This window comes from Loigolactobacillus coryniformis subsp. coryniformis KCTC 3167 = DSM 20001, from assembly GCF_002706425.1.
GTDB lineage: Bacteria > Bacillota > Bacilli > Lactobacillales > Lactobacillaceae > Loigolactobacillus > Loigolactobacillus coryniformis.
Window position 1 is genome coordinate 1,011,539 of record NZ_CP017713.1, and the last position, 13,541, is coordinate 1,025,079.

At 42.9% G+C, this 13,541-nt stretch carries 14 protein-coding genes; 7 read left to right on the top strand and 7 right to left on the bottom strand.

Annotation, left to right across the window (positions count from 1 at the left end; genetic code table 11):
- Positions 1–13 precede the first annotated feature (13 nt).
- Positions 14–763 (bottom strand): amino acid ABC transporter ATP-binding protein, encoded by a 750-nt coding sequence (locus LC20001_RS05015; RefSeq protein ID WP_010009412.1) that lies wholly within the window; start codon positions 761–763, stop codon positions 14–16.
- On the bottom strand, positions 760–2,208 hold the full coding sequence (locus LC20001_RS05020) for an amino acid ABC transporter substrate-binding protein/permease (protein ID WP_010009414.1): 1,449 nt from the start codon (positions 2,206–2,208) through the stop codon (positions 760–762). The genes LC20001_RS05015 and LC20001_RS05020 overlap by 4 nt, the downstream gene beginning before the upstream one ends.
- Positions 2,209–2,386: 178 nt before the next feature.
- Here LC20001_RS05020 and LC20001_RS05025 point away from each other — a divergent pair, with 178 nt between their 5' ends.
- Complete coding sequence (locus tag LC20001_RS05025; protein WP_010009416.1) at positions 2,387–2,950, top strand: GNAT family N-acetyltransferase; 564 nt, start codon at positions 2,387–2,389, stop codon at positions 2,948–2,950.
- 76 nt (positions 2,951–3,026) lie between these two features.
- Here the strand turns inward: LC20001_RS05025 and LC20001_RS05030 are convergent, their stop codons facing one another.
- From LC20001_RS05030 to LC20001_RS05045, 3 genes are all read right to left on the bottom strand, one after another.
- Positions 3,027–3,401 (bottom strand): hypothetical protein, encoded by a 375-nt coding sequence (locus LC20001_RS05030; RefSeq protein WP_010009417.1) that lies wholly within the window; start codon positions 3,399–3,401, stop codon positions 3,027–3,029.
- Between the two features lie 165 nt (positions 3,402–3,566).
- On the bottom strand, positions 3,567–4,088 hold the full coding sequence (locus LC20001_RS05035) for an LURP-one-related/scramblase family protein (protein WP_010009418.1): 522 nt from the start codon (positions 4,086–4,088) through the stop codon (positions 3,567–3,569).
- Positions 4,089–4,328: 240 nt separating this feature from the next.
- Entirely contained in the window at positions 4,329–5,201 is an 873-nt protein-coding gene (locus LC20001_RS05045) for a Cof-type HAD-IIB family hydrolase (RefSeq protein WP_010009419.1), read from the bottom strand.
- 249 nt (positions 5,202–5,450) lie between these two features.
- On the opposite strand from LC20001_RS05045, the gene LC20001_RS05050 reads away from it, so the two are divergent.
- The 4 genes from LC20001_RS05050 to LC20001_RS05065 all read left to right on the top strand — a co-directional run bounded on the left by LC20001_RS05050 (position 5,451) and on the right by LC20001_RS05065 (position 8,542).
- On the top strand, positions 5,451–6,149 hold the full coding sequence (locus tag LC20001_RS05050) for a uracil-DNA glycosylase (protein ID WP_010009420.1): 699 nt from the start codon (positions 5,451–5,453) through the stop codon (positions 6,147–6,149).
- Between the two features lie 68 nt (positions 6,150–6,217).
- The gene (gene pta, locus LC20001_RS05055) at positions 6,218–7,192 is read left to right on the top strand and encodes a phosphate acetyltransferase (RefSeq protein ID WP_003677876.1); all 975 of its coding nucleotides are present in this window, start codon (positions 6,218–6,220) and stop codon (positions 7,190–7,192) included.
- Positions 7,193–7,547: 355 nt separating this feature from the next.
- A complete protein-coding gene (tsaE, locus tag LC20001_RS05060; RefSeq protein ID WP_010009422.1) occupies positions 7,548–8,015 on the top strand; it encodes a tRNA (adenosine(37)-N6)-threonylcarbamoyltransferase complex ATPase subunit type 1 TsaE in 468 nt (155 codons plus the stop codon).
- Positions 8,012–8,542 (top strand): GNAT family N-acetyltransferase, encoded by a 531-nt coding sequence (locus LC20001_RS05065; protein ID WP_010009424.1) that lies wholly within the window; start codon positions 8,012–8,014, stop codon positions 8,540–8,542. The genes tsaE and LC20001_RS05065 overlap by 4 nt, the downstream gene beginning before the upstream one ends.
- Before the next feature lie 37 nt (positions 8,543–8,579).
- Here the strand turns inward: LC20001_RS05065 and LC20001_RS05070 are convergent, their stop codons facing one another.
- A complete protein-coding gene (locus LC20001_RS05070; protein ID WP_010009426.1) occupies positions 8,580–9,116 on the bottom strand; it encodes a 3'-5' exonuclease in 537 nt (178 codons plus the stop codon).
- Positions 9,117–9,197: 81 nt separating this feature from the next.
- Positions 9,198–9,962, bottom strand: a complete 765-nt coding sequence (locus LC20001_RS05075; protein ID WP_029507957.1) for an exodeoxyribonuclease III — start codon at positions 9,960–9,962, stop codon at positions 9,198–9,200.
- 260 nt (positions 9,963–10,222) lie between these two features.
- On the opposite strand from LC20001_RS05075, the gene murB reads away from it, so the two are divergent.
- Positions 10,223–11,137 (top strand): UDP-N-acetylmuramate dehydrogenase, encoded by a 915-nt coding sequence (murB, locus tag LC20001_RS05080; RefSeq protein WP_010009428.1) that lies wholly within the window; start codon positions 10,223–10,225, stop codon positions 11,135–11,137.
- A 254-nt stretch (positions 11,138–11,391) separates the two neighbouring features.
- On the top strand, positions 11,392–13,518 hold the full coding sequence (locus LC20001_RS05085) for a cation:proton antiporter (RefSeq protein ID WP_010009430.1): 2,127 nt from the start codon (positions 11,392–11,394) through the stop codon (positions 13,516–13,518).
- Positions 13,519–13,541: the final 23 nt, after the last annotated feature.

Sequence of the window (13,541 nt, forward strand, 5' to 3'; positions counted from 1 at the left end):
GTTTTTATTATAGTTAAGCGTTAAGTACTTTACGTAAGAAGTCTTGGGTCCGTGGATTTTGCGGATGGTCAAAAATCTGTTGCGGATCGCCTTCTTCCATGATGTGACCGTCAGCCATGAAGACAACGCGATCAGCGACTTCTTTGGCGAAGCCCATCTCATGGGTGACAACGATCATGGTCATACCTTGTTCGGCTAATTTTTTCATAACGTCTAAGACATCACCGACCATTTCGGGATCAAGTGCTGAGGTTGGTTCGTCGAACAACATGATGTCCGGGTGCATGGCTAGTGCGCGGGCAATCGCCACTCGTTGTTCTTGCCCACCAGATAAGGAAGTTGGGTAAGCGTCAGCTTTTTCAGCTAAACCAACTTCAGCTAATAGGGATCGTGCTTCTTTTGCGGCCGCTTCTTTAGTTGCTTTTTTAAGCTCAATTGGTGCCAACATGACGTTTTCTAACACAGTTAGGTTTGGGAAAAGGTTGAAGTGTTGGAATACCATGCCAATACCTTCGCGCACCTTATTCATATCGGTTTTAGAATCAGAAATATCATAACCGTCAACGACAACTTTGCCAGAAGTAGGGTCTTCCAACTTATTGAGGCAACGGAGAAAGGTACTTTTACCGGAGCCAGAAGGACCAATCATACAAACAACTTCATTATTTTTAACGGTTAAATTTAAGCCTTTGAGAACTTCGTTACTACCATAACTTTTGACTAGATCAGTAACGACAACACGATTATTTTCTGCAGCGCTCATTTGTTGATTCTCCTTTCAACGGCTTTAGACAGCCAGGTCAATAGGGTGATGATAACGATATACATGATCGCGACGATCGTCCAAACTTTAAAGCCTTGGAGGTTACGGGCGATGATGATTTTACCGGTTTGGGTCAATTCGAGGATACCAATAACAGATAAGATCGAAGTATCCTTTAAGGTAATAATAAATTGATTGATAAATGATGGAATCATGATCTTGATCCCTTGTGGTAAAATGACGCGCCGCATAGCTTTGCCATAAGGGAGGCCTAAACTACGCGCGGCTTCCATTTGACCACGATCAACGGCTTGAATCCCACCACTGACAAAAGCTGCAGTATACGCGCCTTCGTTTAGTGTTAAGGTAATGATACCCGCGAGAAATGCAGAGATCTTGTTACCCGTTAAATTAGGGACACCAATGTAAATAAATAAGGCCAACACCAGTAATGGCATACCACGGAAAATATAGATCAATGTACTGGAAGTCCAGTTAGCCCATTTTGCAGGGACGACTTGCATTAAGCCGATGATGACCCCAAAAATTGTCGCAAGAATAATTGAAATAACAGTAAGGTACAAGGTTTGTAACAAGCCACTACCTAAAGCACTTTTATTTTGCTTTACTAAGCCCCATAAACTATTGTCTTGTTTCTTAGCAGTTGCGGTGGCTTTAGCAACACTAGCTTTGCCTAAATATTTGGCGATGATCTTGTCGTACTGCCCATTCTTCTTTAATGCTTTTAAACCGTGGTTGAATTTGGCCAGTAACTCAGGATTTTCACCTTTTTTAACGGCAAAGCCATAATTACCACCGGCCGCTGGTTTGGTCACGATTTTCAGATCAATACCATTCTGAATCCCGTAAGCCATAACTGGATAATCTTCAAAAGCAGCAACAGAATTGCCGGTGACAACATCATTATACATATCATTTGATTGATCAAATTCAGTGATCTTAAAACCGTACTTCTTTTGCAACGACTTGGCGTAGACCGCGCCTTGCGTCCCAACTTTTAAGGCGACGTTTTTGCCGCGGAGATCTTTTAGTGACTTGATGTTACTATTTTTAGCAACGGCCATGACTTCACCGGCGTAGTAATAAGGATCAGAGAAGTCAAATTGTTGCTTGCGTTCGCTGGTGATCGTCATGCCGGCAATGACACCATCCATCTGATTGGCTTCGACGGCTTGGACAGCAGCATTAAAGCCGACTGGTTTAAGCTGGATCTTGATATTTTCTTCCTTAGCGATCGCTTTGATCAAATCAATGTCGATCCCAGTATATTTACCATTAGAACCCTGAAAATCGAATGGGGCGTATGTAATATCCGTTCCAATGGTATATGTTTTTTCTGCGGCTTGGCTGGAAGTGGTGGTCGCCAATATCGCGCCGAATACGGTGGAACATAACAGCGCGAACCAAATTAACTTTTTACGCATAATGGACCCTCCATAAATGATGTTATATTTAATAACACAGATTCATGTTATTAAATATAACATAAAAAAGGAAGGCTGACCATGAAATCGACATAAAAAATGACCATTTTTTGACAGTAGCGCTTAGGTAACGTAGACTTTTAATATGCACAACTGTACTGAAAGGAAGTTATTAGTTATGATTCGACCAGCTGAAAAAAAGGATGCCGCAGCGGTAGTCCCGATTATTAACATTGTCTTAGAAGAAATGGAATTACCATTTTTAGACCACGTTGACCAAGCAACGTTTTTTAAAGTGTTGGCGCAAGCCTTTCAAACTGAAGATTATCGTTATAGTTACCGTCACGGTTTGGTCAATGAACGTGAAGGCAAAGTTGTTGGAGTGGCTTTTGGATATCCAGAGACTGCAGAAGCGCATATTGATGATGCGTTACAGCCATTTTTACCGCAGCTAGGAGTTGCTGCTGATGACAAAGTGTTCGCTGACAAAGAAGCGTTTCCTGGTGAATGGTATTTAGATACGCTATCAGTCGCCAGTGAGCATCAGCATCAAGGTGTTGGTAGTGAATTATTAAAGGCTATACCAGCGGTAGCACGCCAACAAGGGCTGACTAAGGTGGGCCTAAATGTCGACGTGGCTAATCCGAATGCCCGTAAATTATACGATAAAATGGGTTTTCAAGTAGTCGGTCAGGTTAAGTTGGCCGGGCATGATTACGAACATATGCAATTGAACGTTTAAACGGTGAACAAAAAATACTCGTCAGGCAAAACTTGACGGGTATTTTTTGATTCTATCTCTTAAAGTAACTGCCTTGTTAATTAGGCGTTCTAAACTCTTTACCGAATTTTTTTAGATACATTTTTTCTAACGAATCTTCCAATAAATATAATTTCTTTTGCGGTATATAAGCTTTATCCCATTTCCAATCATTTAAGTCATATTTATCAATATTTACAATATCTCGTACTTCCTCAATTGATAAACCTAATGTTTTGCTCAGTCTATCAATTTTTTTTCGACGTAAAATCGCAGGTAAGTTAGTGAAACTAAAGAACATCAATAGAAAAGTAGCAGTCCATTCAAAGTGTAAATTGAAAAGCTTACATATGAGTAGGAAAATAAGCCATATTAAAACTAAAATAATTGAATAGAGAATATCTATTTTTTCATTTATAAATATTTTATTCATCAATCATTCCTCCTAAGATTGCCTGTTGTGTAGGCAACTGGTCATTTCCTATAGTTTGCTTCTTTCTCCAATTTCTGGCGATTTATTGAGCTTTTTAAAGTGATCATTCCACTAACGATTTAGCGCAATATTTGACTAACTATAAAAAACGCGTGCTTTTTGTCGTTAAACATCATAAATTGGATTGGTTACACCACGTTTTAGTGGTGATTTATCACGTCGAATGGACCAATGATCTAAGACCAAACTGAGTAGCAGGCAGATTGGTGCGTCCTCGGGATGGGTAATTGCCAATTCATAGTAATCACCATCGGCTAAAATTACTTTATCCAATACCAGTAACGTTTCGGTGCGGTGATAGATTTTGTAATGATGATTGGTCAGATCACCCATAATGATCCAATTCAGTTCGCTGACGAACTGAAATTGATGCCAGACACCATACATTTTCTTGACTGCACCGACTTTTTCTTTACCCAGATAAAGGTCGAAACGAGGGAATAGGCCTAAGGTCGTTTGTTTGATTTCAGCGACGTAACGACCGCCGATCGTATACAAAGTAAAGGCGTCTTGGCGTAAGCCCCAACGACCAGTGATCAAGTACACGGGATTATTTTTTTCATCGCGAACGATCAACGGTACACCTTTAGTGGCCATCAATTGTTCTTTGATGTATAAACGCAACAAGCAACCTCACCTCTATCTCACTGCTTCGGTTATTTTGGTAATAACAAAAATTTTGATGTTCGTGGCGCTACAACCTGGATTCACTGCACTTGGACTTACTATTTTCTTGGCGCACATGATTGCCACTACAAAAATGGTCAACGTCCGAAACATCAGGGATTTTCAGTATGAAAATCAACTGCAACTGTGAAGTAGTAGCTGGGCGCTTTATGTCACACTCTCATTGTCAGATTACGCGTACTAGCTTAAATTCTCGGTGATCGCCCGTTCGATGGCTTTGCCGACACCATGATTAACGTTAGTATCTGTCAGGTAGCGGGCAACTTCTTTGATTTCTTCAGTTGCATTACCCATAGCAAAACTCACGCTGGCTGCTTCCAGCATTGAAGCATCATTTAAATTATCACCGATCGACATCACTTGCGTCATCGGAATGTTTAGACTTTTAGCGTAAGTTTCTAAGGCAATACCTTTTTGTGCGTTGCTGTGATTGATTTCGATATTGCTGGCTGAGCTAGCAGCAATTGCTAAATTACCTAGGGTCATTAACTCTTTAGTGACCGGCTGTAGTACCTTTTGTTTCTCTGCGCTGAAGGCAATTACCTTCAGAATCGTCACTTTAGGGTCGTCCAATAGTTTTTCGTAGGAATCAACGTAAGTGATATTCATTAACTCCAAGCGCGCTGAGGCCAGTGAGACCGCAATCTTAAAGCTATCGGTTGTTTGCAGATCGACTAACAGTGATGCAACGTTTTGAATGCGGCGCATTTTACTGTCAGAGACAGTGCCTTGATTGGTCATCACTTCAAAGTATAAGCCCTTTGATTTGAGCAAATGAAAGATCTTGCGAATAACGGTTTTATTGATGCTAACGGTGCTAATAACCTTGCCTTGTTCATCAAAAACTTGTGCACCATTCATGGCAATGATTGGTGCCTCGATACCAACGCTCTCGATCAAAGGTTTTGCTTCACCATAGCTACGGCCAGTGGCAACAATAAATTTGATCCCCCGTTGGGCTGCTTTTTTGATTGCAGCGGCATTTTCTGGTGGGACGGTCATTTTTTCGTTAAGTAGGGTACCATCCATATCGGATGCAATAAGTGAGATCACAGCAGATTCCTCCGTTTCTGTTCATCTTAGTTTAGCATATTTTGGGGTCGAGGCGAAACCGTTATCGCTTGGGTACAAACTGGCAATTGCTAGTGGCAATCTAGTTGGAAAATCGGTAAACTAGATAAGGAACCATGTTTCTTGTGGTACGATTTTTACCGCATGAATGGCCAGCACTATGAACAGCAGAAGTTTATTAGTGAACTTTGGTTAAAAAACGATTATTTAAGTGAGATAGAGGCGTTGAGTATGAAAACAATTATTCATAATGATTGGCAAACTGTTTTGGAGCCAGAATTTGAACAGGCGTACTACGCACAGTTACATCAATTTTTAAAACAAGAATACGCTACACAAACGGTTTATCCTGACATGTATCACATTTTTACAGCTTTTGAATGGACGCCGTTTAGTCAGGTCAAGGTGGTTATATTAGGCCAAGATCCTTATCATAATCCAAATCAGGGGATGGGGGTCAGTTTTGCGGTGCGTCCTGGTGTCCGCTTACCACCATCGTTGCAGAATATTTATAAGGAATTGCAGGATGATCTCGGTATTGCGCCGGTGGAACACGGCTATTTGAAATCGTGGGCCGATCAAGGCGTGCTGCTGTTAAATTCTGTGTTGACGGTTCGGCGTGGTCAGGCTTTTTCGCACAAAGGTAAAGGTTGGGAACAGTTGACCGACAAAGCAATTGAAAAATTATCGCAGCGCGGGAAAGTCGTCTTTATTCTCTGGGGTAATGCCGCTAAAGCTAAGCGTGCTTTGATCGATGAGACGAAAAACGTGGTACTGACGGCGGCACATCCGAGTCCGTTTTCTGCTCGGTATGGTTTTTTTGGTTCGCACCCATTTTCACAAACAAATGCGGCTTTAGAAAAATTTGGCGAAACGCCGATCGACTGGCGTTTACCGGCACATGTGGACGAAGATCAGCCAACAGCTTAAAAATTTAGCTGTTCTTTTTAATGTAAGCGTTGTATCATCGAAGTATCAAGTGAAATGGAGGCATGATTGTGGATTTATTTGAAAGTTTGACTGCAAAAGTTACAGGTAAGCAAATTAAGATCGTTTTCCCTGAAGGTGCGGAGGCGCGTGTTTTGGGAGCAGCTGTACGATTACAGCACGACAATCTGTTACATTCAATTGTCTTAGGTGACCCAGCTGAAATTGAAAAAGTTGCTACTGCCCATCATTTTGATCTTAGCGGCGTTGAAACTATCAACCCAGAAACTGCTGCTAATTTTGATGACTTAGTGGCCGCATTTGTTGAACGGCGCAAAGGCAAAAATACGACGGAACAAGCTGAAAAAATGCTCAAAGATCCGAACTATTTTGGTACGATGTTGGTTTATACTGGCTTAGCTGATGGGATGGTTTCTGGTGCGGTGCATCCAACTGGCGATACTGTTCGGCCAGCTTTACAAATCATCAAAACTAAACCCGGTGTTAGCCGCACAAGTGGTGCGTTCATCATGCAAAAAGGTGAACAACGCTACTTATTCGCTGATTGCGCGATCAATATTGATCCTAGCGCTGAAGAGTTGGCTGAAATTGCCGTTACTTCAGCCAAAACAGCCGAATTATTCGATATTGAACCACGAGTTGCAATGTTGAGTTTCTCAACTAAAGGCTCAGCTAAAGCTGACGCGGTGACTAAAGTCCAAGAAGCCACTAAGTTAGCTCAAGCTTCAGCACCAGCTTATTCGATCGATGGTGAATTACAGTTTGATGCTGCTTTTGTACCGGCGGTCGCCCAACAAAAGGCGCCTGATTCTAAAGTTGCGGGTAACGCAACCGTCTTTGTTTTCCCTGAATTACAATCAGGTAACATCGGATATAAGATTGCCCAACGTTTTGGCGGCTTCGAAGCAATCGGTCCAGTGTTGCAAGGGCTGAACAAGCCAGTTTCTGATTTATCCCGGGGTGCTAGTGAAGAGGATGTCTATAAATTAGCCATCATCACAGCAGCGCAAACACTGATCGACTAAAGACTTAACTAAGCACGTTGCCTTCGCGGTGACGTGTTTTTTGTTATAATGAAGACAAATTTAACGGAACAGATTGGGCACAGAACTTTTGTGTTAACAAAAGTAACTTAAATTGTGAGATAGAGCCATGTTTCTTGCGGCAGGAACTTTGCCACAAGAATGGTCATTGTTACCCGTTTTCAACAACGTTTTTTAGCAAGTATTGGATATTAATGTATTCGCCTAACAGTACTTGCTTCCCGATGTCGATTGGACTAATGCTAAAACCAAGCAAGTCCAAGTCGCATTGCCACGAACATCAGAACTTTTGTGTTAATAAAAGTAACTTAAATTGTGAGATAGAGGACGTGATTACATGTTTAAATATAAGGTAGCCAGTGATGCCGCAACACAGCAAGTGGGCGCGGCTGTTGGCCGTTTAGTCCAGCCAGGCAGTGTGATTTTTTTGCAGGGTGACTTAGGTGCTGGCAAAACCACCTTCACTAAAGGCTTGGCCAGTGCGTTAGGTATTCAACAATATGTCAAAAGTCCCACATTTACGCTGATCCGCGAGTATACTGCGGGCCGAATTCCGTTGTACCACATGGATGTTTATCGTTTAGAAAATGGTGGCGGAGACGAGCTTGGTTTAGAAGAATATTTTAATGGCGACGGTGTTTCAGTGGTCGAATGGCCTCAGTTCATTGAAGATGAGTGGCCAGCAGAGTATCTGCAGATCACGATCAATAAAAGTGCAACTAATGATGAGCAGCGGGAACTTGTTTTTCAGCCGCAAGGACAACGCTATGAGGCTTTGGTTACACAACTGGCGCAAACGCTATGAGTGAAGAAGTGACATTACGTGCCGTTAAGCCGGCGGATGCCGCGGCTTTATTAAAATTATTGCGGCAATTAGACCAAGAAACGCCTTTTTTATTAGCTGATGCGACTGATCTAGATAGTTCAGTAAGCGCAGAAGCAGCCCAACTACAACAATTAAGTCACACCGCTAATAATTTATTACTAGTGGCGGAGTTTGATGGTCAACTGGTCGGTATGGCGCGGGTTGCGGCTAGTTTAGCGCCAGAAATTCAGCATATCGGAGAAGTCGGCGTGGCTGTACTTCACGAATTCTGGGGGTACGGACTGGGGACTGCACTATTAGAAGAAGTTTTAACTTGGGCACAAGCTAATCCATTGATCCGCCGGTTGGAATTGACAGTGCAGGAGCGTAATCAACGGGCCTATCAACTGTATCAAAAGCTAAATTTTCAGGTAGAAGGCCGATCTGAACGTGGTTTTTACGATGCACAAGATGGCTTTCAAACGGTGATTCACATGGCAAGATTAATTGATCATCAGAGCAAGTAAAAAACGTTGTCACACTGAAAGTGGCAACGTTTTTAGCTTAAACGATAACTTTTACAAATGATTTGAGCCGCTCAGGACCAAATTGTCGTGCCTCGTGTAATAAAATGTTGGCGCAGGCCCGACTATCATCCAAGGCGTTATGATGGTGATTCAATTCAATGTTGAGTTCTTGACACAGAGTGTCTAATTTATGGTTAGTGAACTCAGGATAAAATTTGCGGCTCGTCCGGACCGTATCCAACGCTAAATATTGTGGTGTTGGTAGCTGGTAATGTTCTAAACTACTACGTAAAACGCCAATATCAAAATTAGCGTTGTGCGCAACAATCAAGCGATCACGTTGGAATAACGGCGCAATGTGCGGCCATAAAGTTGGAAAATCAGGTGCATCGGCCACATCGGCGGTATGGATACCGTGAATCTGAGTGTTACGCCAGAAAAACGGCGTATCAGGCTTGATCAACGAATAAAATTCATCAACGATCTGATCATTGCGGACAACAGTCAAGGCTAGCGAACACGCACTGTAACGTTTACTATTGGCAGTTTCAAAATCCATAGCCACGAAGTTCATTTTTTTCACCTATTTCATTAAAATACTCATACTTAAACTTGTGTCGCTATTATAGGAACAAATCTTGGCTTTGTAAAGCAACTATGCCTGTAGTTCTGGCTTAGTGGTTAGCATGACGGGGCAGTGATCGGAACCAAGAACATCAGTTAAGATAGCTGCATCCGCTAATTGCGGTTGTAGTTGATCGGCAGTGACAAAATAGTCGATTCGCCACCCAGCATTGTTTTGGCGGGCATTAAAGCGATAGCTCCACCAAGAATAAGTCACTTGATCAGGGTAGAAATAACGGAAGCTATCGGTAAAACCGGCGGCAAGCAGCTGACTGAACTTTGCGCGTTCTTCATCGGAAAAGCCAGCGTTGTGATGATTGGTTTTATCGTTTTTCAAATCAATTGGTTCATGGGCAACGTTTAAATCACCGCAGAAGATCACTGGCTTTTTCTGATTTAGTGTGCTGATGTAGCTGCGAAAAGCATCTTCCCATGACATCCGATAATCCAGCCGTTTTAATTTAGTTTGTGAATTAGGTGTATAGCAGGTGAGTAAGTAAAAATCTTTATATTCTAGGGTGATCAGGCGGCCTTCTTGATCATGTTCGGCAACACCCATGCCATAGGTGACGTTCAGTGGCTCGTGTTTGGTGAAAATGGCGGTGCCGGAGTAGCCTTTGCGTTCGGCATAATTCCAATATTGGTAGTAGCCCGGCAAGGTCAATTCAATTTGACCGGCTTGTAACTTAGTTTCTTGAATACAGAAAAAGTCGGCATCCTGTTGTTCAAAAAATTCCATAAAGTTCTTTTTAACGACTGCACGTAAACCATTGACGTTCCACGAAATAAATTTCAAAGCGTTCACTCCCGTTTAGTTTTACTATCCCCCCTCATTCTACAAAAGATTAAGGTGAAACTAAAGGGACAGTTGCAGACTATTAAAAGGTTTTTTTTCATGCTAAAATATAAATTAGAGCGTGGCGCAACAGGGCCCAGATTTTGATCACTTTGTGTGATGGATGGATGATCTGGCGTGGCAGTCTGATTTTTGCGCCATATTGACGTTAAATTAAATATAAGTGATTTACTTTAGTTCACGAAAGGAATGCGTGCAGGATGTTGCAAAAAGAACCAACCTTAGCCGAATTATTTCCGCATATTGAAATTAAATTGGCGGAACCGTTAAGCCGCTATACGTATACTAAAACGGGTGGAAAGGCTGATATTTTAGCGTTTCCGAAAAGCATTGCTGAGGTGCAGTCGCTAGTCACTTACGCGCACACTGCACATTTGCCTTTGACGGTAATCGGTAACGCCAGCAATCTGATCGTCAAAGATGGCGGTATTCGCGGTTTAGTACTGATCCTGACTTCAATGGCTGTGATCAAAGTTACCGGCACGACACTTTATGCACAAGCTGGTGCAAAATTAATTGATACTACGATTGCGGCGGCTGATGCTAGTTTGACGGGAATCGAATTTGCTGCTGGAATTCCCGGTAGTGTGGGTGGTGCCATGTTTATGAATGCTGGTGCCTATGGTGGTGAAATGAGTGATGCAGTAGCCACGGTTACTGTTCTGTTACCCGATGGCACCGTCAGTGAGCTAAGTCGAACTGCTTTACATTTTGCATATCGGCATAGTATTATTCAAGAAAATCATAGTATTGTTTTAGCCGCAACTTTTGCCTTGGCGAAGGGTGATCAAGCAACGATCAAAGCCCAGATGGCTGATTTCAACGCACGGCGCTCGGCTAAGCAACCTCTGGAATATCCTTCTTGCGGTAGTGTTTTTAAGCGACCTACCGGCTACTTCACTGGTAAATTGATCCACGAAGCCGGGTTACAAGGCCATATTATTGGCGGTGTCCAAGTTTCTACTAAGCACGCCGGATTTATGGTCAACTTAGGCAACGGCACAGCAACGGATTATATTAATTTGATTCGTCACGTGCAAACGGTGGTGTTTGACCAGTTTGGCGTTGCGTTGGAACCTGAAGTCCGCATTATCGGCGAAGATTTGATTGGATAGTTAACAGCTGACTTCAATGTGAGGTCAGCTGTTTTTGTGAAAATTAGCGATAGGTGGTATTACGCCAGTAAAATTACGGTGTTGCTGGTGATACTGTGCCAGGTGAAAGTATCTATTTTGGTTGGTTTTTTCAAGTACTTTTGTCTAATTTTTGTCAAAAAAGCCACCGTCAGTATCAGGTATTTAAGCAGTAAACATTTAAGCTAGTAGAAAGTTACATTACTTGTGAAGTTCATTTAAAGGAGTTGGTGCCATTGAACATATTAGAAGCCGTTATCATGTTAGTCAGCGTCGTACTTATTTCCAACGTGATCAGCCATTATCTGACGTTTCTGCCAGTTAGTTTGATTCAAATTACGTTGGGTTTATTGTTGGCATTAGCCTTTAAAGTAACGATTCCACTACGGACAGATTGGTTTATGCTCTTGTTCATCGCACCGTTACTGTTCAACGATGGTCGCCATTTTCCCAAACGCGAATTATGGGCGTTACGCGGACCCATCATTATGAACGCGATTTTCTTAGTCTTTGTGACCATGTTTGTTGGTGGCTGGTTTATTCATTTTTTGGTGCCAGATTTACCGTTAGCCGCCAGTATTGCCTTAGCGGCGATTATTTCGCCAACCGATCCGGTGGCCGTGCAGTCGATTTCCGAGCAGGCTAAATTGCCCAGCAACGTGTTACATTTGGTTAGTGGGGAGAGTTTGATCAACGACGCCAGTGGTTTGATCGGTTTTAAATATGGAATCGCAGCGGCAGTGACCGGGGCTTTTTCTTGGCAACAAGCTGCTGGTGATTTCTTCTATATTTCCATTGTGGGAGCGCTGATGGGGATGTTACTGATGGCGTTGATCCAAGCCATACGGACATTTATGTTGCAACAGGGCATCAATGATGTGGTACTGCATACAGTACTGCAGATCGTGACTCCGTTTATCGTTTATTTGGTGGTCGAAGAATTGCTCCACGCATCTGGCGTGATTGCAGTGGTCAGCGCGGGAATCGTGTATAACTTTTCCCAACCAGCATTGTTGGATTATTTGCCCGAACTGAAAATTGTGACCGAACGGACATGGGATATTGCCGTGTACTTATTAAACGGGATCGTCTTCTTGATTCTTGGTATCGAGCTACCTTTAGCAATGACCCAAACAATTCGCAATCCCAGCGATAATACTTGGGTAGCAATTGGCGATATTATTTTAGTTTGGCTGGTCATTTTCTTGATTCGCGTATTGTGGACGCTGGCTAACGTGACCATTAAATGGTTGAAGGACAAAAAAAATCAGCATCAACCTAATTTAAGTGTGGCGTTATTGTCAGGTTTGTCCGGTGTTCGTGGTGCCATCACCATGGCTGGTGTTTTATCAGTACCCTATACGTTGGCCACTGGTGCTGCATTCCCTGAACGGGCGTTAATGCTATTCATCGCTGCCGGAGTGATCATTTTAAGTTTGTTGATGGCCGTTGTCTTTATTCCATTACTGACGCGCAGTCATGTTTCGATCACGACTCGGGGGACCGAACCAGCAGTCGATAGTGACATGGATACGGCAGCAGTTGCAACAGCTGACTCGAAAATGTCGGAGAGTGAGGCGCGTATTTATACGCTACGCTTGGCGATCAATCGGTTGGAAAGCGAACGGCGTCCTGAAAATCAGCGGGTCGTCTACGATCTGATCACTGAATATCAGGAAATGGTGCGACGGTTGCAGGCCGCTTATCAGCCGGAAGAACAGCTTGCGCCATTTTTAGATGAAGAGTTAACCTTGCGGCGAATCGCGTTGCAAGGTGAGAAGGATGTTTTGGACCAGCTGTGGCAGGATGGTAAGATCCAGGAACGCAGCTATCAACAATTCCAAAAGCACCTAACGCAACGATTGCAAATGGTCGCTAATTTGCCCCATAAATTACAGCGACCAAATTTCTTTACCCGAATTCATCGGGTGGGAACTTGGTTTAGTCACGTTCGGCTGAAGTTAATCCGAGTACGTTTTAATGGACCGTATTATAATGAACGCTTGTTTATTGAAAAAGAAACAGCTAAAGGTGGTATCAAGGCGTTGTCAACTTACTTGAAACAACCTGCGGCTAAGGCAGCTCACTATAATCGTCAAGTGATCTACCAGATCATTGTTAGTTATCGCAATCGCATCGAACAGCTCAAGCATTTGCACCGCGAACAAACTGGCCAGCACTCGCGGCGAGCTGATTATGATCGTACTATGCGTGGTCTGCGTTTTAAAGCATTGGCGGCGGAGCGCAGCGGTATCCAGAATATGGTCGAGCAAGGTTATATTTCTTGGGCATTAGCGGCCAAATTACGGCAGTATGTCAATTACTCAGAAAATGCATTGCTATTAGGTGAAGATGTGGAATAAAAAATCAGCAGACCGACAAAAAT

Bases quoted from the DNA above. Each gene is read 5' to 3' on its own strand.
- LC20001_RS05030 (WP_010009417.1), bottom strand. From the start codon at position 3,401: ATGAATAAAATATTTATAAATGAAAAAATAGATATTCTCTATTCAATT.
- LC20001_RS05025 (WP_010009416.1), top strand. From the start codon at position 2,387: ATGATTCGACCAGCTGAAAAAAAGGATGCCGCAGCGGTAGTCCCGATT.
- murB (WP_010009428.1), top strand. From the start codon at position 10,223: ATGTTGCAAAAAGAACCAACCTTAGCCGAATTATTTCCGCATATTGAA.
- LC20001_RS05015 (WP_010009412.1), bottom strand. From the start codon at position 763: ATGAGCGCTGCAGAAAATAATCGTGTTGTCGTTACTGATCTAGTCAAA.
- LC20001_RS05050 (WP_010009420.1), top strand. From the start codon at position 5,451: ATGAAAACAATTATTCATAATGATTGGCAAACTGTTTTGGAGCCAGAA.
- LC20001_RS05070 (WP_010009426.1), bottom strand. From the start codon at position 9,116: ATGAACTTCGTGGCTATGGATTTTGAAACTGCCAATAGTAAACGTTAC.
- LC20001_RS05020 (WP_010009414.1), bottom strand. From the start codon at position 2,208: ATGCGTAAAAAGTTAATTTGGTTCGCGCTGTTATGTTCCACCGTATTC.
- LC20001_RS05065 (WP_010009424.1), top strand. From the start codon at position 8,012: ATGAGTGAAGAAGTGACATTACGTGCCGTTAAGCCGGCGGATGCCGCG.
- tsaE (WP_010009422.1), top strand. From the start codon at position 7,548: ATGTTTAAATATAAGGTAGCCAGTGATGCCGCAACACAGCAAGTGGGC.